23 protein-coding genes and 1 pseudogene are annotated in these 23,557 nt (G+C 63.4%); 11 read left to right on the top strand and 13 right to left on the bottom strand.

Going from position 1 to position 23,557, the window contains the following annotated elements; all coding sequences use genetic code 11:
- Positions 1–6 precede the first annotated feature (6 nt).
- A complete protein-coding gene (locus M728_RS13475) occupies positions 7–1,872 on the bottom strand; it encodes a M3 family oligoendopeptidase (protein ID WP_026620323.1) in 1,866 nt (621 codons plus the stop codon).
- A 200-nt stretch (positions 1,873–2,072) separates the two neighbouring features.
- On the opposite strand from M728_RS13475, the gene M728_RS13470 reads away from it, so the two are divergent.
- Positions 2,073–3,617 (top strand): sigma-54 dependent transcriptional regulator, encoded by a 1,545-nt coding sequence (locus M728_RS13470; protein WP_026620322.1) that lies wholly within the window; start codon positions 2,073–2,075, stop codon positions 3,615–3,617.
- Positions 3,618–3,806: 189 nt separating this feature from the next.
- A complete protein-coding gene (locus tag M728_RS13465; protein WP_026620321.1) occupies positions 3,807–5,639 on the top strand; it encodes a DUF882 domain-containing protein in 1,833 nt (610 codons plus the stop codon).
- An 82-nt stretch (positions 5,640–5,721) separates the two neighbouring features.
- Here M728_RS13465 and M728_RS13460 read toward each other — a convergent pair whose 3' ends face one another.
- The 3 genes from M728_RS13460 to M728_RS13450 form a co-directional block, all read right to left on the bottom strand.
- Positions 5,722–5,988: a DUF2312 domain-containing protein gene (locus M728_RS13460; protein WP_026620320.1), complete on the bottom strand. Its 267-nt coding sequence runs from the start codon at positions 5,986–5,988 to the stop codon at positions 5,722–5,724.
- Positions 5,989–6,109: 121 nt separating this feature from the next.
- Positions 6,110–6,415, bottom strand: a complete 306-nt coding sequence (locus M728_RS13455) for a DUF1244 domain-containing protein (RefSeq protein ID WP_026620319.1) — start codon at positions 6,413–6,415, stop codon at positions 6,110–6,112.
- A gap of 19 nt (positions 6,416–6,434) precedes the next feature.
- The gene (locus M728_RS13450) at positions 6,435–7,229 is read right to left on the bottom strand and encodes an N-formylglutamate amidohydrolase (RefSeq protein ID WP_026620318.1); all 795 of its coding nucleotides are present in this window, start codon (positions 7,227–7,229) and stop codon (positions 6,435–6,437) included.
- Between the two features lie 290 nt (positions 7,230–7,519).
- Here M728_RS13450 and M728_RS13445 point away from each other — a divergent pair.
- Both M728_RS13445 and pyk read left to right on the top strand, forming a co-directional pair.
- A pseudogene (locus tag M728_RS13445) lies at positions 7,520–7,900 on the top strand (DUF1036 domain-containing protein); the annotation flags it as partial.
- The gene (gene pyk, locus M728_RS13440; protein ID WP_026620316.1) at positions 7,900–9,339 is read left to right on the top strand and encodes a pyruvate kinase; all 1,440 of its coding nucleotides are present in this window, start codon (positions 7,900–7,902) and stop codon (positions 9,337–9,339) included. The pseudogene M728_RS13445 and the gene pyk, both read left to right, overlap by 1 nt.
- Positions 9,340–9,427: 88 nt before the next feature.
- Here the strand turns inward: pyk and M728_RS13435 are convergent, their stop codons facing one another.
- The 6 genes from M728_RS13435 to M728_RS13410 all read right to left on the bottom strand — a co-directional run bounded on the left by M728_RS13435 (position 9,428) and on the right by M728_RS13410 (position 13,282).
- Positions 9,428–10,453 carry an alpha/beta fold hydrolase gene (locus M728_RS13435; protein ID WP_026620315.1) on the bottom strand — a complete coding sequence of 342 codons (1,026 nt, stop codon included), beginning with the start codon at positions 10,451–10,453 and terminating at the stop codon, positions 9,428–9,430.
- Between the two features lie 57 nt (positions 10,454–10,510).
- On the bottom strand, positions 10,511–11,119 hold the full coding sequence (locus tag M728_RS13430; protein ID WP_026620314.1) for a hypothetical protein: 609 nt from the start codon (positions 11,117–11,119) through the stop codon (positions 10,511–10,513).
- 92 nt (positions 11,120–11,211) lie between these two features.
- Complete coding sequence (ykgO, locus tag M728_RS13425; protein ID WP_010970191.1) at positions 11,212–11,337, bottom strand: type B 50S ribosomal protein L36; 126 nt, start codon at positions 11,335–11,337, stop codon at positions 11,212–11,214.
- 177 nt (positions 11,338–11,514) lie between these two features.
- Positions 11,515–12,564: a 5-(carboxyamino)imidazole ribonucleotide synthase gene (locus M728_RS13420; protein WP_026620313.1), complete on the bottom strand. Its 1,050-nt coding sequence runs from the start codon at positions 12,562–12,564 to the stop codon at positions 11,515–11,517.
- Positions 12,561–13,025, bottom strand: coding sequence for a 5-(carboxyamino)imidazole ribonucleotide mutase (gene purE, locus M728_RS13415; RefSeq protein WP_034883455.1), 465 nt, complete (start codon positions 13,023–13,025; stop codon positions 12,561–12,563). The genes M728_RS13420 and purE overlap by 4 nt, the downstream gene beginning before the upstream one ends.
- Positions 13,026–13,078: 53 nt before the next feature.
- Entirely contained in the window at positions 13,079–13,282 is a 204-nt protein-coding gene (locus M728_RS13410) for a YdcH family protein (protein ID WP_012066888.1), read from the bottom strand.
- 209 nt (positions 13,283–13,491) lie between these two features.
- Between M728_RS13410 and M728_RS13405 the strand changes: the two genes are divergently transcribed.
- On the top strand, positions 13,492–13,671 hold the full coding sequence (locus M728_RS13405; protein WP_026616261.1) for a YdcH family protein: 180 nt from the start codon (positions 13,492–13,494) through the stop codon (positions 13,669–13,671).
- Between the two features lie 159 nt (positions 13,672–13,830).
- On the opposite strand, the gene M728_RS13400 is transcribed toward M728_RS13405, so the two are convergent.
- Together M728_RS13400 and M728_RS13395 are read right to left on the bottom strand one after the other, a co-directional pair.
- A complete protein-coding gene (locus M728_RS13400) occupies positions 13,831–14,091 on the bottom strand; it encodes a helix-turn-helix transcriptional regulator (RefSeq protein ID WP_026620312.1) in 261 nt (86 codons plus the stop codon).
- Between the two features lie 95 nt (positions 14,092–14,186).
- Positions 14,187–14,966 carry a sulfite exporter TauE/SafE family protein gene (locus tag M728_RS13395; RefSeq protein ID WP_026620311.1) on the bottom strand — a complete coding sequence of 260 codons (780 nt, stop codon included), beginning with the start codon at positions 14,964–14,966 and terminating at the stop codon, positions 14,187–14,189.
- A 101-nt stretch (positions 14,967–15,067) separates the two neighbouring features.
- On the opposite strand from M728_RS13395, the gene M728_RS13390 reads away from it, so the two are divergent.
- The 6 genes from M728_RS13390 to M728_RS13365 all read left to right on the top strand — a co-directional run bounded on the left by M728_RS13390 (position 15,068) and on the right by M728_RS13365 (position 22,110).
- Positions 15,068–15,721 (top strand): thiamine phosphate synthase, encoded by a 654-nt coding sequence (locus tag M728_RS13390; RefSeq protein WP_026620310.1) that lies wholly within the window; start codon positions 15,068–15,070, stop codon positions 15,719–15,721.
- Positions 15,722–15,730: 9 nt separating this feature from the next.
- On the top strand, positions 15,731–16,876 hold the full coding sequence (locus M728_RS13385) for a tetratricopeptide repeat protein (protein WP_034883435.1): 1,146 nt from the start codon (positions 15,731–15,733) through the stop codon (positions 16,874–16,876).
- Positions 16,877–17,130: 254 nt separating this feature from the next.
- Positions 17,131–17,931 (top strand): inositol monophosphatase family protein, encoded by an 801-nt coding sequence (locus tag M728_RS13380; RefSeq protein ID WP_026620308.1) that lies wholly within the window; start codon positions 17,131–17,133, stop codon positions 17,929–17,931.
- Positions 17,932–18,238: 307 nt separating this feature from the next.
- Positions 18,239–19,345, top strand: coding sequence for a MotA/TolQ/ExbB proton channel family protein (locus M728_RS13375; protein ID WP_026620307.1), 1,107 nt, complete (start codon positions 18,239–18,241; stop codon positions 19,343–19,345).
- Between the two features lie 2 nt (positions 19,346–19,347).
- Entirely contained in the window at positions 19,348–20,379 is a 1,032-nt protein-coding gene (locus tag M728_RS13370; RefSeq protein WP_026620306.1) for a peptidoglycan -binding protein, read from the top strand.
- An 84-nt stretch (positions 20,380–20,463) separates the two neighbouring features.
- Positions 20,464–22,110: an FAD-binding dehydrogenase gene (locus M728_RS13365; RefSeq protein WP_026620305.1), complete on the top strand. Its 1,647-nt coding sequence runs from the start codon at positions 20,464–20,466 to the stop codon at positions 22,108–22,110.
- A 227-nt stretch (positions 22,111–22,337) separates the two neighbouring features.
- On the opposite strand, the gene M728_RS13360 is transcribed toward M728_RS13365, so the two are convergent.
- On the bottom strand, positions 22,338–23,330 hold the full coding sequence (locus M728_RS13360) for a tripartite tricarboxylate transporter substrate binding protein (protein ID WP_026620304.1): 993 nt from the start codon (positions 23,328–23,330) through the stop codon (positions 22,338–22,340).
- Between the last annotated feature and the right edge of the window lie 227 nt (positions 23,331–23,557).

Below are 23,557 nucleotides of genomic sequence, written 5' to 3'. Positions count from 1 at the left end.
CGGCGCTTATGCCTTATCAAGCGCCTCCAGTTCGTCGATCAGCCCTTCAATCATCGACAGGCCCTGTGCCCAGAACGACGGATCGGTGGCGTCGAGCCCGAAGGGCGCCAGCAGCTCGGAATGATGCTTAGTGCCGCCGGCCTTCAGCATGTCGAAATACTTCTCCTGAAAGCCGCTCTCGGCATTCCGGTAAACGGCGTAGAGCGAGTTCACCAGGCAATCGCCGAAGGCATAGGCGTAGACATAGAAGGGCGAATGGATGAAGTGGGGGATATAGGCCCAGTAGGTCTCGTAGCCCTCCGAAAGCCGGATTGCTGGCCCGAGGCTTTCGCTCTGGACCGAGAGCCACATCTGCCCCAGATCCTCTGCCGTCAGTTCGCCCTCCTTGCGGGCCGTATGCACCTTGCGCTCGAATTCATAGAAGGCGATCTGGCGCGCGACCGTGTTGATCATGTCCTCGACCTTCTGGGCGAGCATGGCCTTGCGCTCGCGCTTGTCCTTGGTTTGATCGAGAAGGGCACGGAAGGTCAGCATCTCGCCGAAGACGGAGGCGGTTTCCGCGAGCGTCAGGGGCGTCGAGGCCATCAGCGCGCCCTGCGCGCCGGCCAGCACCTGGTGGACGCCATGCCCGAGCTCGTGGGCGAGCGTCATCACGTCGCGCGGCTTGCCCATGTAGTTGACGAGTACGTAAGGATGCACGGACGGAACCGTCGGATGGGCGAAGGCGCCGGGTGCCTTGCCGGTACGCACCGGCGCGTCGATCCAGCTATTGTCGAAGAAGCGCCGTGCGATCGCCGCCATTTCCGGGGCGAAGGCGTGATAGGCAGACAACACCATGTCCTTGGCCTCGCTCCAGGGAATGAGCGCGTTCGGCGTTTCCGGGAGCGGCGCGTTACGGTCCCAGAAGTCCATCTGATCCATGCCGAGCCATTTGGCCTTCATCGCATAGTAGCGGTGTGAGAGGCGCGGATAGGCGGCCTTCACCGCTGCCGCAAGCGCATCGACCACTTCCCTCTCGACACGGTTGGCGAGGTGGCGACTGTCTGCGATGTCCTCGAAGCCGCGCCAGCGGTCGGAGATTTCCTTATCCTTGGCGAGTGTGTTGGTGACGAGCGTGAAGGTGCGGATATTCGCCTTGAAGGTTTCCGCGAGCGCAAGAGCCGCCTTCTTGCGCACGTCCACGGAGGGATCCTGCAGAAGGTTGAGTGTTACTTCGAGCGACAGCGCCTTGCCGTCGACCGTGAAGGTGAGCGACGCGACCGTCTCGTCGAACAGCCGGTTGAAGGCGCTCGCGCCGGTCATCGACTTTTCGAGGAAGAGCTGTTCCAGCTTGTCGTCGAGCTGGTAGGGCTTGTCCTTGCGCAGATCGAGAATCCAGGGCTTGTAATGGGCGGCGAGGCTGTCGGCCGCAAGGGCCGCGTCGATCACCTCGTCGTCAATGCGGTTGAGTTCCAGCGAGAAGAACAGGAGATGTGCCGATATGTCGGTTAGCTTCGACTGCGTATCGCCGTAAAGCTTGCCGTTCGCCGGATTTGACGTGTCGGAGAAATAGGTGAGGCCGGCAAAGGAGGCGATACGGCCCATCAGATCCTCGAGCGCCTCGAATTCCTTCACCGCCGCGCCGATGCCCCCGCTGCCGGTCTTTTGGGCGGCGTCCGCGAGCTTACCCTTCCATTTGCTCTCGAAAGCGATCGCATCGGCTTCCGCTCTCGCCATATCGGAGCGGAACGCCTCGGAGCTCGGCGAAAGATAGAGATCCTCGAGCCGCCAGGATGGCAGGTCGCCGAGGTCGGCTGTTGGGTCCGCGGCCTGTTCGGCCGTGGCACGCAGGACGGACTGGCCGGAGGCGAGACGGGGCGAAGCGAAGTTCATCGTCGTTTTCTCTCGTTTTGAATGGGCCTGAGCCCTGAAGGTGGGGCAACCGCATGAAGTCCATTGCTATCGCCCGCAATGGATAAAATGCAAGCATTTCTCAAAACATGATGTTCAGGCCTTTGTGGCACGAATGCTGGCATGATTTGGCACATGAAGCTGGCCAAAGACTACCGCCATGTCCTGAGCAGGAGGCTTTCGTGACATCCCATATTCTTGTCATCGACGATGATCCGGTGCAGCGCCGGCTGCTGACGAACATGATCGAACGGCTCGGCCATGTCGCACACCTCGCCGACAACGGGCGCAGCGGGCTCGAACTCCTGGAGCGCAAGGGCGGCATCATCAACGTCATCCTGCTCGACCTTCTCATGCCTGAAATGAACGGTCACGGCTTTCTCGAAGCGCTCGCCGAGCGCGGCATCGATACGCCTGTCATCGTCCAGACGGGGCAGGGCGGCATCGAGACGGTCGTCCAGGCGATGCAGGCAGGAGCCTTCGATTTTCTCGTCAAGCCGGTTTCGCCGGAGCGGTTGTCGATCGCGATCGGCAACGCCCTGAAGATGGCGAGCCGCGACGGCAGGGTCAAAACGGCGCGGCGACCGCGCGGTGGCGCCGTCGGCTTCGACGATATCGTATCGGCGAGCCCGGCAATGATCCGCGTCATTGATCTCGCCCGCCGTGCCGCCCAGTCGAACATCCCGGTTGTGCTCGAAGGCGAGTCGGGCGTCGGCAAGGAAATGGTGGCGCGGGCGATCCAGTCGGCGAGCGAGCGGACAAACAAGCCCTTCGTCACCGTCAATTGCGGCGCCATTCCCCAGAATCTCGTCGAAAGCATCCTCTTCGGCCATGAGAAGGGTGCTTTCACCGGGGCGACCGAAAGGCACAGCGGCAAGTTCGTCGATGCCGATGGCGGCACGCTTTTCCTCGACGAGATCGGTGACCTTCCGCTCGAGGTCCAAGTCAAGCTCCTGCGCGCCGTCCAGCAGGGCGAGATCGAGACCATCGGTGCGCGCCAGCCGCAGAAGGTGAACGTGCGGCTGATCTCGGCCACCAACAAGGACCTCATCAACGAGGTGCGCGAGGGGCGCTTCCGCGAAGACCTCTACTATCGGCTCAACGTCTTCCCGATCACGATCCCGGCGCTGCGCCGGCGCAAGGAAGATATTCCGGTGCTGGTGCGCGCCTTCGTGGAGCGCTTCGCCGCCGAGCAGAGGCTCAATCAGCCGCTGACGTTGTCGAGCGGAGCCATGGCGCTGCTGACGGCCTATGACTGGCCGGGCAATATCCGCCAGCTCGAAAACGCGATCTTCCGCGCCGTCGTTCTTGCCGAGGGCAACGAGCTCACGGTCAAGGACTTCCCGCAGATCGCCACCCAGATACCGGGTTACGTCGTTGCGGACCGCAGCGGCTTCTCCTGGGGCGAGGCGGGGCCGGAGCGTCGTGCGGCAGCCGCGGACCGTGTTGCGGCGCCGAGGCTTGAACCCGGCGCTCAGGAAAAAACCGCACCCCGTGAACCGGCTTCGGAGCCCAGGCCGGAGAACGCCATATCGAGCCTCAGTGAAGGCGGCGAGGTCAGGAAACTCGCAGAGGTTGAGGAGGAACTGATTCGTTTTGCCCTGAAATTCTATCGCGGACAGATGAGCCAGGTGGCGCGCAAGCTCGGTATCGGCCGCTCGACGCTCTATCGCAAGCTCAAGGATTACGGCATAGACCCCGACAATCCGCTGCGCGATGCCGCATAAAGCTCATAGAATCGACGCATTCACAGCTCATTTGCCGTGCAATTCGGTCACCGCCGTTTAGACCTTGTTAGCAAACTGTTCACTATATTATAAGGGGCGGTGACCACTGTGGCATATTTGCCATGCTGTCACCTTATTTGACAGTCATCTGAGACAGCAAAGCACGGTTGTCCGTCGGACGGGGATTGAATGCCAAATTTGTTCGGTTTGGAGGAACCAATTGGTTCCTTAGCGCGCAGACTCTGCTCGGCGGTCGCCCGCAAGACGCCGCAGGTTCTTGCCTCCATCGCCCTGGCTTGCTCCCTCGTCACACCTGGCATGGCTCCCCCGGTAGAGGCCGCCGGCCAAACGCGTACGCTGAAGCTCTATTTCATTCATACCAAGGAAAAGGCGCAGATCACTTTCAAGCGTAACGGCCGCTACGATTCGAAGGGGCTGCAGCAGATCAACCGCTTCCTGCGCGACTGGCGGCGGAACGAGCCGACCAAGATGGACCCGCGCCTGCTCGATCTCGTCTGGGAGGTCTATCAGAAGAGCGGTTCGCGCGACTATATCCACGTCGTTTCCGCCTATCGCTCGCCCGCTACGAACGGCATGCTGAGATCGCGCTCGAAGGGCGTCGCCAAGAAGAGCCAGCATATGCTCGGCAAGGCGATGGACTTCTACATACCGGACGTAAGACTCAAGACGCTGCGCGAGATCGGCATGAAATTCCAGGTCGGCGGCGTCGGCTACTATCCGACTTCGGGTTCCCCCTTCGTGCACATGGATGTCGGCGGGGTACGCGCCTGGCCGCGCATGACGCGTAACGAACTTGCACGGCTCTTCCCCGATGGCAAGACCATGCATATCCCATCCGACGGCAGGCCGCTGCCCGGCTACGAGCAGGCAGTCGCCGACTACAAGCGCCGCGTCGGCGCATCGGCGATCCAGGTCGCCGGCGGCGGCGCAAAGGGCCCGGGCGACGTGGACGGCAAGCGCCGCAATCTCTTTGCAATGCTCTTCGGGGGCGGCGACGAGGACGAAGAACCGACGGCAATCGCCGCCGGCCCGGGCGAAGGCGGCGACGAGGAAGCTCCGGCCAAGGTCCAGACCGCGTCGGCACCGGCCGGCCAGGAAGCGCTGCCGGGTGTTGCCGGCTCCGCTGCCCAGCCAGCAGAGGAACAGCAGGAGATCAATGCTCCCGTGCCGGCGGTTCGCCCCGCCTTCAAGGACGCTCCGGCGGAGGGCGGTGTAGCGGTCGCGCTCGTCGCGCCGGAAAAGAACAGCGCCCAGCAAGCGCTCGCGGCCGCCATGCCGCAGACGCCGGAAGCGCCTTCGGAATCTGCCGAGCTTGACGCGATGAAGGTACCGGTCCCGCAAATGCTCGACCGGCGTGACGTGAACGCCAACGAGACGCTCGTCGCGTCCGTGGAGGGCCAAGCTCCGGAACTCGGCTTCGTGCCGGTGCCGGGAATGCGCCCGGCCGGCGAAGAGGCGCTCGCCGCCGTCGCCGAGGCCAATGTCGTGGCTCCTGCCTTTGCGGAGCGCCCGGTGCTCGCATCCGCCGCCGAGCCGCGTGGTGCTGCCGAAGCCAAGACCCGCGTCGCCCTTGCGGCGCCGACGGTCGAGAATGAGACGCCCGCCGCACCCCCGACGGTCCAGGTGGCCGCCTATGCGCCGCAGCCGAGCGCGAGCTCGCGTGAGGCGATCTTCGACAGCGCCTTCGACACGCGCGCCGACGCGCCCTCGAAAGGCGCCCGCCCCAAGAAGCAGGACGCCGAGGCCGCAAGCCGGTCTTCCCTTCGCACCGAGCCGAAGCTCACGCAGAAGATCATCTCCGAGTGGGCGCTGACGACGGGCCGCGTTGCTACCTTGTCGAAACCGGTCAAGGCGCCGCGCTTAGTCAGCAAATCGCTCCGGGCAGCACCGACCACCGTCTATGCGGCGGGCTTCACCAGCAACACCGGCGCGATGGACACGGCACGCTTCAGCGGCAACGCGGTCAACTTCATGGAAGTGAAGAAGTTCAGCACCAACTGAGTTTCGCGTCCCATCTTCCGCTCCGCGCAAAGAAAAAGCCCGCCGGTGAGGCGGGCTTTTCGTTGAAATCGATCGGGCCGGATCAGGCCGCATCCTCGGCGGCGGGGACCATGCCGAGTGCCTGCAGATAGGTGTCGAGGATCGCTTCCTGCTCCATGCGCTCGTCCTGATCCTGCTTACGAATGGAAATGACCTTGCGCAGGACCTTCGTGTCGAATCCCATCGACTTCGCCTCGCCGTAGACGTCCTTGATATCGTCCGCGATGGTCTTCTTCTCCTCTTCCAGACGTTCGATCCGTTCGATGAAAGCGCGAAGCTGGTCGCGGGCAATGCCGTGAGCATCCGACATGGTCTTCTCCTTTATGGGGAATGAATTGGGGAATGAATTTCCGGGTGCTGTGACCTGCCGCGAACCGAAGCCGAGGTCAAGGGCGATTTGCGCAAACAATGGCGCATTTCCCGCCTTTCACCTACTCCTTCGGCCGATTGCGCTCGAATGCCGCCTTCTGCTCGACGGATGCATCCTTCTGATATCGTTCACGCCATTCGTCATAGGGCATGCCGTAGACGATCTCGCGGGACTCGTCCTTGCTCATCGCAACGCCTGAGGCTTCCGCCGCCTCGCGATACCAGTTCGACAGGCAATTGCGGCAGAAGCCGGCAAGGTTCATCAGGTCGATGTTCTGCACGTCGCTACGTTCGCGTAGATGCGCAACCAGCCGGCGGAACGCCGCAGCCTCGAAGGCGGTTCGCTGTTCCTGGCTGAGTTCGTTCATCGGGTGGTCTCCTCTTTCGTCAGCCTTCATAGGCGCCCGTGCGCGACGGATGGCGCCGATAGGTATGAAGCTCCGGCAGGGCATTCAACTCCGCGAGGATGGGCGCAAGGCGCTTCGCCCAGGCGGCAACGCCGGCTTCGTCGGCGATCAGGTCCTGGCGCACCTCGATCAGCGCGTGGGCAATGCCCGGCGTCATGCAGTGCCGGTACATGGTATCGCCCCTCAGCGCACCGTCATAGGGCTCATTGTTGCCGACGATGATATCGCCGGCCGCCTCGAGCCGTTCGATCAGCGGGAAGACGGCGCGCGGATCGTTGTCCCAGAGCACGGCGGCGTGCCAGGGGCGCGCGACCCGCTTCCAGGCGGGCGTGAAGGAATGCAGCGAGATCACCAGCGGCGCTCTCCCACCTTTCGCCGCGGCCTCGGCAATGGTCTGCGAGACGGCTTGATGATAGGGGCGGTGGAAGCGGTTCAGCCGGTTCTGCCATTCCTCGGCGGTTATCGGATAATTGCCGGGAATGATGGCGCCGTCCGAGATCTTCATGATCAGCGTCGGGTCGTCCTCGCCGCGGTTTGGATCGATGAGGAGGCGCGAGAAGCAGCCGAGCACGGCCGGGGCATCGAGCGCGGCCGACAATTGCCGCGTCAGCGGCTCGATGCCGATGTCGTAGGCGATGTGACGCTCAAATGTGCTTTCGGGGAGGCCGAGCCGGCCGTATTCCGGCGGCAAGCGGTTCATGGCGTGATCGGCGAGGAGCACGAGGCCGTTCTGAGCGTTGCCCTCGATGATCTCGTAAGGAGTGTAATGCCGCATTCCGCTCCTGCTCTGCTTGTCGAACGTCCCTGACCTGATTGCATGCAACATCGCCGTTCGCAAGAAAAAGGCGAAAGTCTTGCGATTTCTGTCACAGGAATGGGCAATATAATCGATTAGAGTTGCGTTGACTTTCGGGGCTGGCCGTCGCAAGAAAGTGCCACGCAAATCAAAACGGAGTTCCGCAGGAAGCCGTGTCTAGATATCCTTTTTCCAGAGCGAAGCCGGGTTCGACGACGTTGGGGGCTATCCTCCTGTTTTCCTTGGCAATGTCCGCCTCAATTCTATTTGCCGACGAGGCCCGCGCCGACTTTCGCGTCTGCAACGGAACGCAAAATCTGGTTGGCGTGGCGATCGGCTACCGGGCCAAGGAGGGCTGGGTCACCGAAGGCTGGTGGCAGGTGCCGGCAACGACCTGCGCCACGCTGATCGAGGGCGAACTCCAGTCCCGCTACTACTATCTCTATGCGGAAGATGCGGCCCGCGGCGGCCGCTGGACGGGCGACATCAACATGTGCGTCGCCGAAAACGAGTTCAAGATCGTCGGCGTGCAGGACTGCTTCGCCCGCGGGTTCCAGCGCATGGGGTTCAAGGAATATGACACGGGGCGGCAGGGGAGCTGGATGGTTCAGCTTTCCGACACGCCCGGCACGCAGGAAAGCCAGAATTGATGAGACGGAACCGGAAAGTCAAAATCCTCGCCACACTCGGGCCGGCATCGGCCGACGAGCAGATGATCCAGAAACTGCACGAGGCGGGGGCCGACCTGTTCCGTATCAACATGAGCCATGCCAGCCATGAGGTCATGCGCACCCTGATCGAGCGGATTCGCGCGGTCGAGGCACGCTGCGGGCGGCCGATCGGCATCCTTGCCGACCTGCAGGGCCCGAAGCTGCGGGTTGGTAAGTTCACCGAAGGCAAGGTCGAGCTGAAGATCGGCCAGACCTTCACGCTCGACAACAGGGACGTTCCCGGCGACGCGACGCGCGTCTACCTTCCGCATCCGGAGATTCTCGAAGCGGTGAAGCCCGGCGACCGGCTGCTGATCGACGACGGAAAACTGCATCTGCGCGCTGAAAAGACGGACGGCAAGAGCATCGTCACCACCGTCGTTTCCGGCACCAAGATCTCGGACCGCAAGGGTGTCAGCCTGCCCGACACATTGCTCGGCGTCGGCGCGCTGACCGAGAAGGACCGCGTCGACCTCGACGCCGTGCTGGCGACGGGAGAGGTCGACTGGGTGGCGCTTTCCTTCATCCAGCGTCCGGAGGATCTCGCCGAGGTCCGCAAGATCGCCCGTGGCCGCGTCGGTATCATGTCGAAGATCGAAAAGCCGCAGGCGATTGAGCGCATCGACGAGATCATCGAGCTTTCGGACGCGCTGATGGTGGCGCGCGGCGACCTCGGTGTCGAGATGCCGCTCGAGTCCGTACCGGGCCTCCAGAAGCAGCTCACGCGCGCCTGTCGGCGCGCCGGCAAGCCGGTCGTGGTCGCGACCCAGATGCTCGAGTCGATGATCTCCTCGCCGGTTCCCACGCGCGCCGAGGTCTCGGACGTAGCGACGGCCGTCTTCGAAGGCGCCGACGCGGTGATGCTTTCGGCCGAATCCGCTTCCGGCGAATATCCGGTCGAAGCAGTTTCGACCATGGCCTCGATCGCGAGCAGCGTCGAGCGCGACCCACACTATCCGGGCATCATTTATGCCCAGCGGACGCCGCCGGAGGCGACCGGTGCCGACGCCATTTCGCTTGCCGCCCATCAGATCGCCGAGACGCTGAAACTCTCTGCGATCGTCACCTATACTTCCTCAGGGACCACCGGTCTGCGCGCGGCGCGCGAAAGGCCGCAGGTGCCGGTCATCGCGCTTTCGCCGATCGTCCAGACGGCGCGGCGTCTCTCGGTCGTCTGGGGTCTGCACTGCGTCGTTACCGAGGACGCAACCGATCTCGACGACATGGTCAACCGTGCCTGCCGGATCGTCGCGAGCGAGGGCTTCGGCAAACCGGGCGACCGCATCATCATCACCGCCGGCGTGCCGCTCGGAACCCCCGGCGCCACCAACATGCTGCGCATTGCCTATATCGGCTCCGACGGAATGACGGGCGTGTAAAGGGCGTCTTCTTTCGGAGCACCACCCACCAGGCGGACTTCGGCCCGGCTAAAGCGCGTCGCGTTCAATCGAATTCGTGCGACGCGCTTTAGGTCTTTGTTTTTGTGCATGTCGTCGTCCCCAAACCGCTGCACACTTTTGGGCGACATGCATTAGCGATTTCTTGAAGATCGCGCGTCATGCCGGAGACCTTCTCGATCGCGGCGACGACGAGGTCGGTCACGACGTAGTCGGGCTTGTGCCCGAGATTGGCGATCCAGAGCAGCTCCGATCCGCTGATGGAGTTCGCAAGCCCACGCGAATGGATGTCGGCCAGAACGATGGCGTCCTTGTCTCCGGTAATCACGACAGTCGGCGCGGAGATCTCGGCGTAGCGCGGCGACATCCGCGTCACGTAAGCGTGTAGGTTGGCAATGTCGACGGCGTTGTGGCGAAAGGTGGCGGGCCTCAGCACGAGATGCGGCGCGGTGTTGGCGATGTAATCGGCTGGGCGCGGATTGGGCCAGAATATCAATTGCGTTATGCCATCGATGCGCCTCAGCCCGAGCGGGATCACGATGGTGCGGGCGAAAAGCCAGCCGAGAAGCGGCAGCGTCGCCAACTTGACGTGCCAATCCACGCCGCCGGGCCAGGGATGCGTCGCCGGTGCGAGCAGCACGACGCCCAAGGTCCTGTCGGGGTGATGGAGCGCGAGGCTCGTAGCGATGGCGGCGCCGAAGGAGTGGCCGACGATGATCGCCTGTGAAATGCCTCGCTTTTCCATCAGCCGCACGATGGCATCGGCCTGGCCGTCCGGACGCGCGTTGGACCGCCCGCCCCGCTCGGAATAGCCGTGACCTGGTCGATCGATGAAGAGCATTTCGGCACGGCCCTCCAGTGCCGGGCGGAAGGCATGCAATTGGTCGAGGAGGTTGCCGCTCGCTCCATGTATGAAGATGATGGGGGGAAGATCTGCCGTCGCACTCGGCCGAATGTGGACGCAATTCATATGAAAACCGCCGATGTCGACCAGTTCGCCGCCATTTGGAAATCGCGCCGTGATCCGGCGTGCCTGGTAGAGGCTGTAGGCGATCGTCAAGGCGAGGGTGGCGAGGATCAGAAGTGCCGGAAACATCAAGCGTCGATCTGAAGGTATCGGGAAGAGCGGGAGGTCGGCAGAGACTCCGGGCTGTCAGGTTCGACTGCCGGCAAGCTTTTCCGCGAGCTCACCAAGCTGCTCCTGCGCCTTCCGGTCCGAGGGGTAGATGTCGAGAAACTGCTGCCAGGCCCGCATCGCGAGCTCGTTCTTGCCGCTGGTCTCCAGCATGGTCGCCATGCCGGCCAATGCGCCGAAATGCCGGGGCTCGATCGCCAGCACACGATATATATCGGACATCGACTTGCGGTAATTGCCCATCTGGTAATGCAGCGTGGCGCGGCGATTCCAGCCTTCGACATAGCTCGGCGCAAGAACGATCACCTGATCGAGTATGTCGAGGGCGACCGCATGCTTGTCGTCGGTGATGGCCGTGTTTGCCCATTGCATCAAGAGGTTCACGGTCGCACTGCCGGAATCCTGCCATTCGAGGCGAATGCGGTCGGCTACCTGCCGCGCCTTTTCCTCGTCGCCTTCCTTCTTGAGCTCGGCGAATAGGGCGTCCAGGCGTTCTTTGGATGTGGCGAGGCTGGCGACTTCCGCCTGTGCCGAAGGCTCTGCCGCGAGCAGCGGCGTGCCGGATAGCGGGGCGGACAAGGCGAAACACGCCAGAATCAAGGGTATCGAAAATCGCATGGCGGGCATCGTAGCCCGCCATGGATCAAGATCAAATCAATTTTGGGGGATCACCGAAAGCGACGACCGATCAGGCGTGGCGGCAAAAGCCGCCCACGGGCTCAGCCCTGGCGTGCCTTGAAGCGCGGGTTCAGCTTGTTGATGATGTAGACGCGGCCCTTGCGGCGAACCAGACGGTTTTCGCGATGGCGGGTCTTCAGCGACTTGAGCGAATTCTTGATCTTCATTTTTCCTGATCCGCAGGTTTCGGGGAACGCAAATTCGCCCGGTAAATTCCAACAATCAAAAGCGCGCCATTCAGCGCGCTCTTCAAGTAGGCAGGCACATAGCCTGTCGCCCCTATTGTGTCAACCGCAAGACAGGGGATTTTGGCGCGCGATCCCGTGATTCCGTGACCATCCGGTTCAGACAAGGCGGGTGAAATGACCCATCTTGCGGCCGGGGCGCGCCTCGGCCTTACCGTAGAGGTGCACCAGCACGTTGCGCTCGGCAAGCAGGCTCGAAACGTCTGCAATGTCGCTGCCGATCAGATTCTGCATCACGCAATCCGAATGGCGCGCCGGATCGCCGAGCGGCAGTCCGGTGATCGCGCGGATGTGCTGCTCGAATTGCGAAACCACGCAGGCCGCCTCCGTCCAGTGGCCGGAATTGTGAACGCGCGGGGCGATCTCATTTGCGACGACGCTGCCATCGGCGAGAACGAAGAATTCGACGCCGATCACGCCCACATAGCCAAGCGCCTCGAGTATGGCGGTCGCCGCCTTGCGGGCGGCCTCCGCGGTCGACGCACTGACGGAAGCCGGCACAGTCGACGTGTGGAGAATGCCATTGCGGTGTTCGTTTTCCGCCGGATCGAAACAGGCGGTGCTGCCATCCGCCGCGCGGGCGGCGATGACAGAGATTTCCCGGGCGAACGGCACGAAGCTTTCGAGGATCAGCGGGACCTGCCCGAGCGCGGCGAACGCCCCGGCGGGATCGTCATCGGCGGAGCGGAAGACACGCTGGCCCTTGCCGTCATAGCCGAGGCGTCGGGTCTTGAGCACGCCGACGCCATCGAAATCGGCAAGCGCCCGGTCGAGATCGGCCTGGTTGTCTACGGCGCGGAAGCGGGCCGTCGCGATGCCGCAATCGTTGATGAAGCGTTTTTCAGCGAGCCGGTCCTGCGCGACTTCGAGCGCCTTCGGCGGCGGAAAGACCGGCCGTGATGCGCCGAGCTTCTCGGCCGCCGCCACGGGGACGTTCTCGAACTCGTAGGTGATGAGGTCCGACACCCGCGCGAGTTCATCCAGCGCACGCGGGTCGTCATAGGCCGCGACGATCTGGGCGTTCGCGACCTGTGCGGCGGGACAGTCCGGCTGCGGTTCGAGGATGACGGTGCGGAAGTTCAGGCGCGCAGCCGCCATGGCAAGCATGCGGCCGAGCTGGCCGCCGCCGATGATGCCGATCGTCTTCATGCCTGGTCTACCGGATATTCCGCGACCGATACGGTCTGCTGTTCACGCCAGTCGTCGAGACGGTCGGCAAGGTCCTCATCGCTGAGCGCGAGCACGGCTGCGGCCAAAAGCGCTGCGTTGATGGCGCCCGCCTTGCCGATCGCCAGCGTGCCGACGGGAATGCCGGCCGGCATCTGGACGATCGAGAGCAGGCTGTCCTGACCGGAAAGCGCCTTCGATTGAACCGGAACGCCGAAGACCGGCAGCGGCGTCATCGAGGCGCACATTCCCGGAAGATGCGCGGCACCCCCGGCGCCGGCGATGATCACCTTGAAGCCTTCGTCGCGCGCGCCCTTGGCGAAACGCACTAGGCGGTCCGGCGTGCGGTGCGCGGAAACGATCCGGGCTTCATAGGCGATGTCGAGCGCCTCGAGCGTGTCGGCCGCATTCTTCATCGTCTCCCAGTCCGACTGGCTTCCCATGATGATGGCGACGGGCGGGGGCGTAGTGTCGGTCACGTCTGTCTGGATCCGCTTCAGGCTATGATATCGGGGATGATCTGGTCTTCGATCTTGGTGATCTTGTCCTTGATCGCCAGCTTCTTTTTCTTCATGCGCTGGATGCGCAGGGCGTCGCAGCCGGTCTGGATCATGGCGTTGATCGCCGCATCGTAATCTTCATGTTCCTGCCTCAGGCGCGCGATAGTCAGTCTGAGTTCGGCCTGGTCCTGGTCCGGCATGCAAAGCGATCCCCATAAGCCGGTCGCGTCGAGCCGCGAACCGGAATTTCCTGCGTCGCTCTACCACATCTTGGGCGGTAACGGGAAGTTATCCGACGTCATCATTTCGCCTTCGACAAATGAAAAATGGCATGGCACAGTAGAAAGGTTTCAACCATGGAACATCCGGCATTTGCGTGCCGGATGCAAGCAAAAGGAAGGGACTGCCAATGACCATTGAGGCTCATCTTGCAACGCTTGAGAAAAAGCATGGCGCCCTTGAAGAGGAGCTCCACGAAGCTCTCAACTCGCCGTCCTGCGAGGACGAGTTGATCAGCGAACTCAAGCGGAGGAAGCTGCGCATCAAAGACGAAATCGAACGACTTCGTTCTTCGACGACCACGCACTGAACGGTCGTTCCCGAGATCATCGGGAAAGCGTCATCTCTGCGCGAGACGACGCGGCGATAAGGTCAACAACAATCCCGAAAATCCAAGTTACGGATCGCTGGACCGGGCCCTTTGTCCGGTCCGCTTCCGCGGCGCGTTCCCGCGTCCTATGCGTCGAAACTATGACCAGAACTGGTCGAGCCAGAGATTGAGCCGGTCGAAGCCGGGCTTGTGGATCGCGTAGATACGCCGCGTTCCGCTGGTCGAGACCGACACGAGATTGCAGTCGAGCAGCGCCTTCAGATGCTGCGATACGGCCGGGCGGCTGATCGGCAGGCCCTCGGCGAGTTCGTTCACGGTCCGCGGCGCGCGCCGCAGTTCCTCCAGCAGATGGCGCCGGTTCGGATCCGCAATGGCATCGAATGGGTCCGCGATCGTCATGGCCGGAGGTTAAGCGAATTCCCGATGAGCGGCAAGAAAATTGTGCGTTGCGGCATGCCGCTTTGCTTTGCAGCAAAGCGGCCGCTCAGAGCTGCTCAACTTCCGGACAGCAGGTTCGCAAGACCGTCCCAGACGAGCTTCGAGCCGGCGATGAAGGCCATCGTATACATGAACGGGTAAAAGACCTGCGGCTTCATCCGTCGGACGATCCATGCGCCGCATGCGGTCGCCACGATCGCGAGCGGGAAGAGCGTTGCCGATATCGTGACATTGCTGAGGTCGAGCTGGCCGAGCGCGAAATAGGGTACGAGCTTCACCGCATTGAGGATCGCGAAGAAGCGGACGATGGTGCCGGTATATTCGCGCGGCTCGAGCTTCAGAGGCAGGGCATAGATCTGAAACGGCGGACCGCCGGCATGGGCGACGAAGCTGCCATAGCCGGCAAGCGAGCCCCAGAGCGCGGCCGGGCCGGCGCGCTGCGGCTTTGGCCAAATGGGGGCGCCGTTGCGGCTCAGCCAGACGGTATAGAGATAGCGCAGCACGAAGGTGACCGTGATGAGACCGATGATCAGCCTCAAAGCGTCCCGCGGCACATAGGCCGAGGTCGCCCAACCGACGGCGATGCCGGCGATGGCGCCGGGCAGCAGCATGAAAAGAGTCCGCCGGTCGCCATGTTTGCGCCAGATCCATAGGGAGACCATGTCCATGGCAATGAGGATGGGCAGAAGCAGCGCGGCCGCCTGAACCGGCGAGACGGCCATGGACAGGATCGGGACGCCCATCAGCGAGAGCGCCTCGCCCATGCCCCCCTTGCTAAGGCCAACGAGCAGGACGGCCGGAACGGCGATGAGATAGAAGTCGTAGTCGGGAAACATTGCGGGCGGTTGATCCTTCTGTCATCTCCGTCTATCGGTTTTCCCGAACGAAATCGAGTGCCGACCCTCGGGGCAAATGCGTAGATCGCCAGGATGACCACATGAGCAACACAGAAAACCGCTGCCGCCTCGTGCTGGTCGCACCCGATCTGGCGGATGCCGCGGAGCGTTCCAAGCTCGTCGGCGAGGCATTGAAAGGTGGCGATGTGGCCTCCGTCATCGTGCCGCAATACGGTCTCAGCGATCAGGATTTCCAGAAGCACGCCGAGGCGCTCGTGCCGGTGATCCAGCAGGCGGGCGCGGCAGCCCTGATCGAGGGCGACACGCGTGTTGCCGGCCGCGCCAAGGCGGACGGATTGCACATCGCGGGCGGCGTGGATGCGCTTGCCGAAGCAATTGAAAGGCACGCGCCGAAGCTGATCGTCGGCGGCGGCAACGCCACGGATCGCCATCATGCGCTCGAAATCGGAGAGCTTCGGCCGGATTACGTGTTCTTCGGCCGCACCGACGGCGACATAAAGCCTGAAGCGCATCCAAAGAACCTTGCGCTTGCCGAATGGTGGGCCTCGATGATCGAAATTCCCTGCGTCGTCATGGGCGGCACCGATCCGCAATCGGCGCTTGCGGTAGCGGAGACGGGAGCGGAGTTCGCGGCGCTCCGCCTTGCCGTCTTCGGCGAGCCGGGGCAGGCGCCGTCCGTGGTCGCGGCCGTCAATGCATTGCTTGACGAAAAAGCGCCACGGTTTGAAGATTAAGACGTGCCGATGAGCCGTTTTTTCCTGAAACTCAGCCGGGTCACAGCTTTTGCCGTGGCGATCCTCCTTGCCGCGGTGCCGGCTCGGGCGGTCGAGCCGGCGGCCACTCTCCCAACCGACGAGGGAAGCGTTCCGAAACGCGGGCGCATCACGCCGCATAACGGCGCGGCGCTACCGGAAGGTGCACAGGAGAAACCCGCGGGGACGACAGCGCCAGCGAAGCCGAAGGCCGGCGACGGCAACACGCCGTCGAAGGGCGTTAACGTGATCGACCGCATGGGCGCCGACCTGCCCGCCCTTCCTCCCGAGAAGCCGTTCAACGGCAAGATCGATGAAGCTTATGGCGCCTTCCAGCGCGGCTACTATCTGACGGCCATGGACCTCGCCGTGCCGCGCGCCCAGCTCGGCGACCCGGCGGCCCAGACGCTCGTCGCCTCGATCCTCGAGCAGGGGCTCGGCGTGGCGCGCAATGCCAAGGCGGCGGCCTTCTGGTATGGCCAGGCTGCGGAAAATGGCGATCCTGCAGCCATGTTCAAATATGCCCTGATGTTGATGGAAGGGCGCTACGTCAAGCGCGACCGGAAGAAATCCGAAGAGCTGATGAAGAAGGCCGCCGATCTCGGCAATGCTTCGGCCCAGTTCAACTACGGGCAGACGCTTGTCGCCGACATGCCCGGCGAAAAGGGCCTGAAGGCGGCTATGCCCTATTACGAGAAATCCGCCGAACAGGGCATCGCCGACGCGCAATATGCCCTCTCGCAGATCTATCTCAATGTCAGCGGCATCGAGGAAAGCAAACGCGCCCGGGCGCGCGAGTGGCTGCTGAGAGCCGCGCGGGCCGGCTACGATACGGCGCAGCTCGACATGGCGATCTGGCTGATCGAAGGCATTGCCGGCGACCGCAATCTGGAGGAGGGGTTCGCCTGGATGAAGCGCGCCGCCGACGGCGGCAATGTCGTCGCCCAGAACCGACTCTCGCACCTCTATATCAACGCGATCGGAACAACCCCGGATCCGGTAGAGGCGGCGAAATGGTACGTGCTCTCGCGCCGTGCGGGGCTGAAGGACGATGCACTCGAGGACTTCTATCTCGGCCTCAACGAGACGCAGCAAAAATCCGCGCTCGCGGCCGCAAACAAGTTCCGCTCGTCGTGAACTTCTGCGCCGTGTGGATCGGCATCACCTATTTCGCTTGAACTTCCGGGGTTTTTGTGGTCATGAAGCCCCGATTTTCTCCGCGGCCCCTCATGCACCGCTTGCCCGCGGACGGAGTGACGTCTCACTCGGTTTTTTGACGACAGGTTCGTGAAACTCGGCCGCGCTTCCAAGCGGCGGCCGCTTGCGAACCGTCAGACAGGTTCAATGCTCGGTCGGGAACACTCGGCCGGCTTTCGCTAGAGGATTGCCACATGGCTCGTTCTGCCCTTCTCAATGTCATGGTCCAGGCCGCCTTCAAGGCCGGCAAGTCGCTGGCGCGCGATTTCGGCGAAGTGCAGAACCTGCAGGTTTCGCTGAAGGGCCCAAGCGACTATGTTTCGCAGGCGGACCGCAAGGCAGAGCGTCTCATCCGCGACGAGCTGATGAAGGCGCGCCCGACCTACGGCTTCCTCGGTGAAGAGGGCGAGGAGATCAAGGGAACCGACGGCGCGCACCGCTGGATCGTCGATCCGCTCGACGGCACCACCAATTTCCTGCACGGCATCCCGCATTTCGCCATCTCGATCGCGCTGGAGCGCCAGGGTGAAATCGTCGGCGCGGTCGTCTTCAACCCGGCGACGGACGAGCTCTACACCGCCGAGCGCGGCGGCGGCGCCTTCCTGAACGATCGGCGCTTGCGGGTCGGCGCGCGCAAGGCCCTTTCCGATGCGGTCATCGGCACCGGCACGCCGCATCTTGGCCGCGGCAATCACGGCAAATATCTGATCGAACTCCGCCACGTCATGGGCGAGGTTGCCGGCATCCGCCGCTTCGGCTCCGCCTCACTCGACCTTTCCTATGTCGCCGCCGGCCGCTTCGACGGCTTCTGGGAGCGGGATCTTGCCGCCTGGGACATGGCCGCCGGGGTCCTCCTTATCCGCGAAGCCGGCGGCTGGACGACCGATGCCGACGGCGGCAACAGGCCGCTGGAGGCCGGTTCGATCGTCTGCGGGAACGAATATATCGCCAAGGCGCTACGCGAGGTCATTCAGCGCCCGGTTCCGGCGAAGTAAATCGCGCAGAGCATGATGCCGGCGAGCAGGCGCGAGCGCCATTGCCTCGTGCCGGTCATGCTCGCGATTGCGCAGGATCGCGGGCGATCTGCGACCTCCTGTCGCCTCCATCGCCTTCTCTGCCGGAGGCTTTTGTTTTCCCTTCAATTTGGCGCAAAGTTCCACTAGTCTCCGGGCCATCGGCAGCATCGCTCTTCAAATCGCCATCGATTCAAGAATGGTGCGGCAATTCAAAGTGTTGCGGCCGCTCATTGCCTGCCCCGGCAGGCGCGCGGAATTGCCGCAAAACCGGGAGATTGGCAAACTTATGGCGAAATTGAATCTGTCCGGGTGGCGCGACCAGGAAGGCGCGGAGGAAAACTACAACCCGCACAAGCTTTCGAGCCCCATGCCCTATTTCTGGACGATGGTCCTCTTCCTGATCATCGTCGGGTTCGTCGCCGCGATCCTTTTCCGCCAGGCCCGCGAAGCCTTTGTCGGCAATCCCGGTCTCAACGGGCTGATCCTGGGCGTGCTTCTGATCGGCATCCTGCTGGCCTTCAACCATGTCCTCAGCTTGCGGCCGGAGGTTCGATGGTTCAATTCGTTCCGCGCCGCCGGAAGCGCGGACAAGGTCGGGCGCGATCCCGTCCTGCTCGCGCCGATGCGGGCGCTCATCGGCGGCCGCCAGACGACCGCGATCTCGACCATCGCGCTACGTTCGATCCTCGACTCCATCGCCGCCCGGCTCGATGAATCGCGCGATATCACCCGCTATCTTGCCGGCCTGCTCGTCTTTCTCGGTCTGCTCGGCACCTTCTGGGGCCTGCTCGGCACGATCGGCTCGATCAATACCGTCATCCAGTCGCTGGATGCGGGGTCCGGCAGCACGGAGGATCTCCTGAGCTCGTTGAAGGGCGGTCTCTCTGCGCCGCTCACCGGCATGGGAACGGCCTTCTCCGCGTCGCTGTTCGGCCTTTCCGGATCGCTGATCCTCGGCTTTCTCGATCTCCAGGCCGGTCGCGCGCAGAACCGCTTCTACACCGAGCTCGAGAACTGGCTTTCGTCCGTGACCGACGTTGGCTCCGGCCTTTCGTCGTCGATCGATTCAATCGACGGTGCGCCGGCAGAAGAGCTGCGGCGGCTCACCGACCAACTCACCCGGCTTGCCCATGACGGCGGCGTGAACCAGCGCACCACGGCGGCGATGGCGAGCCTTGCCGAAGGCATCCAGGGCCTCGTAAAGAACATGCGCGGCGAGCAGCAGATGCTGCGCGACTGGATCGAAGCGCAACAGGAGGAGGCGAAATCGATGCGCAAGACGCTCGACCGGCTGACGGCGCGCATCGGGCAGGCCGAGCGGATCACCGTCCAGCCCGACAAGGCTATCACGCAGGCGAAGCTCAGCCGCGTTGAAGAGAGTGGGGGTGACTGACCATGGCGCTCGCCCGAAGAGGCCGCGAACCGCGGACGATCAATTACTGGCCGGGCTTCGTCGATGCGCTCTCGACCCTGCTCATGGCCATCATGTTCCTGCTCAGCGTCTTCGTCACCGCGCAGTTTCTGCTGGGAAGGGAGATCAGCGGCAAGGACGAGGTCTTGAACCGCCTCAACAGCCAGATCAACGAACTCACCCAACTCCTGGCGCTCGAAAAGAGCGGCAAGCAGGACCTCGAGGATTCGCTCGCCAACCTGCAGGCCTCGCTCGCTCAGTCGGAGGGAGAGCGGTCGCGCCTCCAGGCGCTGCTCGACAGGGGCGCCGGCAGCGCGGAGGTGGCCAATGAGAAGATCGGCCGGCTCGGTTCGGAACTAGAGAACGAGCGGCAGATCAGCGCGCGTGCCATGAGCCAGATCGAGCTCCTGAACCAGCAGATCGCGGCGCTGCGCAGCCAGATCGCCGCCATTGAGGGCGCGCTGCAGGCGTCGGAAGCGAAGGACCAGGCATCCCAAGCCAAAATCGCTGATCTCGGCCGCAGGCTGAACGTGGCGCTGGCGCAGCGCGTACAGGAGCTCAACCGCTACCGGTCCGACTTCTTCGGGCGCTTGCGGGAGATCCTCTCGGATCGGGAAAACATCCGCATCGTCGGCGATCGCTTCGTCTTCCAGTCGGAAGTCCTCTTTCCCTCGGGCAGCAGCGACTTGAACGCGGAGGGGCAGGCGGAGATGACGAAGCTCGCGACAGCCCTTCTCGACCTCGCCAGGGAAATCCCGGCGGAGATCAACTGGGTCCTGCGCGTCGACGGCCACACGGACAATGTGCAGTTCTCGCGTTCCGGGCGCTTTGCCGACAACTGGGAGCTATCGTCGGCACGCGCCACATCGGTCGTCAAATTCCTGATCTCGAAAGGCGTTCCGGCCGATCGGCTGGTCGCTGCCGGCTTCGGCGAATATCAGCCGATCGCTCCGGGAGACAGCCCGGAGGCACGCGCGCAGAACCGTCGCATCGAGCTCAAGCTCACGGAGAAATAGCTCAGCTTAGCGCCCCTTGAATTGACCTTGACGTGTGCGTAAGAGTTGCAGCAGGTCGAAGGGCGCAAGGGGAGGGCGGCTTTCATGGATTGCGATGTGCTTGTCATCGGCGCGGGCCTTGCCGGGCTCGTGGCGGCGTCCGAGGCGGCGGCGCGTGGCCGCAAGGTGATCATTCTCGATCAGGAGGGGGAGCAGAATCTCGGCGGCCAGGCCTTTTGGTCGCTCGGCGGTCTCTTCTTCATAGACAGTCCCGAGCAGCGGCGCATGGGCATTCGCGACAGCCATGCGCTGGCGCGCCAGGACTGGATGGGGACGTCGCAATTCGACCGACCGGAGGACCATTGGCCGCGGCTTTGGGCCGAGGCTTATCTCGACTTCGCCGCCGGCGAGAAGCGCCGCTGGCTCCATTCGCTCGGCGTACGCTTGTTCCCGGTCGTCGGCTGGGCGGAGCGCGGCGGCGGGCTCGCCCACGGTCACGGCAATTCCGTTCCCCGATTCCATCTTACCTGGGGCACTGGGCCGGCCGTGCTCGAGCCCTTCATCCGGCTTGCGCGGCAAGGGGAAAGCCGCGGACTTGTCCGCTTCCGGTTTCGCCACCGGGTCGATGAGCTCTTGACGACCGACGGCGTCGTGACGGGCGCACGCGGCGCAGTCCTCAAGACCGATCCGGTTGCCCGCGGCCAGCGCAGCTCGCGCGAGGTCGTAGGGGATTTCGAGATATCTGCCGGTTGTGTGATCGTGAGTTCCGGCGGGATCGGCGGCAATCATGAGCTTGTGCGCCGCAATTGGCCGCGCAAGCGCCTCGGCCAGCCGCCGGCCTCGCTGGTCAGTGGCGTGCCGCATTATGTCGACGGCCGCATGCTGGAGATCGTGGCCGAGGCGCGCGGTTCCGTCATCAACGCCGACCGCATGTGGCACTACACCGAGGGCTTGAAAAATTTCGCTCCGATCTGGCCGGACCACGGCATTCGCATCCTGCCGGGGCCCTCGTCCTTCTCGTGCGATGCCGACGGCAACCGCTTTTCCGCCCCCGCCATGCCCGGCTTCGATACGCTCGCGACCCTGGAAGCGATCCGCCGCAGCGGCCACGACTATAGCTGGTTCATCCTGACACAGGCGATCATCAAGAAGGAGTTCGCGCTTTCGGGGTCGGAACAGAACCCGGATCTGACCGGCAAGAGCATCGCGCTCCTACTGAAGCGGCTTGGCAGAAATCCGCCGGGCCCGGTCCAGGCCTTCATCGAAAAGGGTGAGGACTTCGTCGTCCGTGATCGGCTGGAGGACCTCGTCGAGGGGATGAACAGGCTCACCGGCGAGGGCCGGCTCTCGGCTCAGCACCTCAGAGAGCAGATCGAGGCGCGAGACCGCGAGATCGCCAATCCCTTTTCCAAGGATGCGCAGGTCACCGCCATTCGCGGCGCGCGTGCCTATCGCGGCGACCGGCTGTTCAGGACCGCGAAACCGCATCGGCTGCTCGATCCGAAGGCCGGCCCCTTGATTGCGGTGCGCCTGCACATTCTCACGCGCAAGACGCTCGGAGGACTGCAGACCAATCTCTCCGGCCAGGTGCTCGAACTTTCCGGCGAGCCCGTGCCGGGCCTCTATGCCGCAGGCGAAGTCGCCGGCTTCGGCGGTGGCGGCATGCATGGCTACAACGCGCTCGAGGGAACCTTCCTCGGCGGCTGCATCTTTTCGGGCCGCGCGGCTGGGCGCGCTGCTGCGGATGTTTAGTAGAAGTTTGCCCCTCTCCTGGGAGCAATTCCAGGAAAAGTGTGCAAGGTTTTCCGTCCGGAACTGCGTAGTTGCAAATGGTCTAACCCTCTCCCCGTTCTGACGGGGAGATGGGACTTGGGAGCTTCACGGTCGCCGCGAGTCTCCTTCGCCCCGCTTGCGCGGGGAGAAGGTGGTCGGCAGGCCGGATGAAGGGCGGATTCGGTCCATCCGCCGGAGGGCGCTGATCAATCCATCTGGATGTTGGCGTCGCGGACCACCGGCGTCCATTTCGCAAGCTCGGCCTTGACGTGGGCGCCGAGTTCTTCGGGCGTCGAGCCGACGATCTTCGCGCTGAACTCCTCCATGCGTTTCTGGACCGCCGGATCGGCGAGCGCCTTCTTCGCGGCCTCGTTCAGCCGTGCTATCACCGGTTGCGGCGTATTGGCCGGTGCGAAAAGCGCGTTCCAGGTATAGGTCTCGTAACCGGGAATGCCGGATTCGGCGATGGTGGGGACATCCGGGAACGACGGCGCGCGTTCGGCCGTCGTGACGGCGAGCGCCCTCAGCGTGCCTGCCTTGATGTGTCCGGAGGAGGAGGGCAGATTGTCGAACATGATCGGCACCTGGTTGCCAATCACGTCGTTCAGCGCCGGACCGGAGCCCTTGTAGGGAATGTGCTGCATCTCGACGCCGGCCAACTTCTTAAAGAGCTCGCCGGAGAGGTGCAGCGGCGTTCCATTGCCGGAGGAGGCGTAGCTATACTGGTCGGGCGCCGCCTTCAACAGCGCCAGCAATTCCTGGACATTCTTGGCCGGCAGTTCCGGATTGACCACGAGTACGTTCGGAACGATGACGAGCAGTGAGATCGGCGCGAAATCCTTTTCGGGATCATATGGCTTCGTCTTCAGGATCAGCGGATTGAGCGCATGCGTCGCGACGGTCGCCATGAGGATCGTGTAGCCGTCCGGGTCGGCGCGCGCCACATTCGCTGCGCCGAGATTGCCGCCGGCGCCGGCGACATTCTGTACGATCACCTGCTGGCCTAGGTCCTCGGACATTTTCTGGGCGATGATGCGCGCGACCACGTCGGTCGAGCCACCGGCGGCGAACGGAACGACGAGCGTTATCGTCCGATCTGGAAAGCTCTGCGCCTCCGCCGGCGCGCCAACGGCGAGTGCGGAAAAGGCGGCGAGGCCGAACGCGATGGCGGCGCGGCGGGTCAAGCTTAGAAATGGCATTCAGGATCCTCCCAATTCATCGACATGATACGATACAGCCGAAAGCCGGCCCCTTAAGAATAGGGCCGCGCTCCGGTCGTGCAATGGCGGGTCGGAGATCGGTCGTCGAGACAGACGAAAGTCTACTGCATGTTTCCTTAAATCGGAGCCGATTTAAGGACAAAAACATGCAGCAATTCAAAGTGCTACAGCGTCCTTTGTGCGTCTGAAAAGACGCACGGCGCTGT

Origin of the sequence: Ensifer sp. WSM1721 (assembly GCF_000513895.2) — a bacterium.
Taxonomy (GTDB): Bacteria; Pseudomonadota; Alphaproteobacteria; order Rhizobiales; family Rhizobiaceae; genus Sinorhizobium.
The sequence above is the reverse complement of the archived record's forward strand: the minus strand, read 5'-3'. Positions and strand labels throughout refer to the sequence as shown.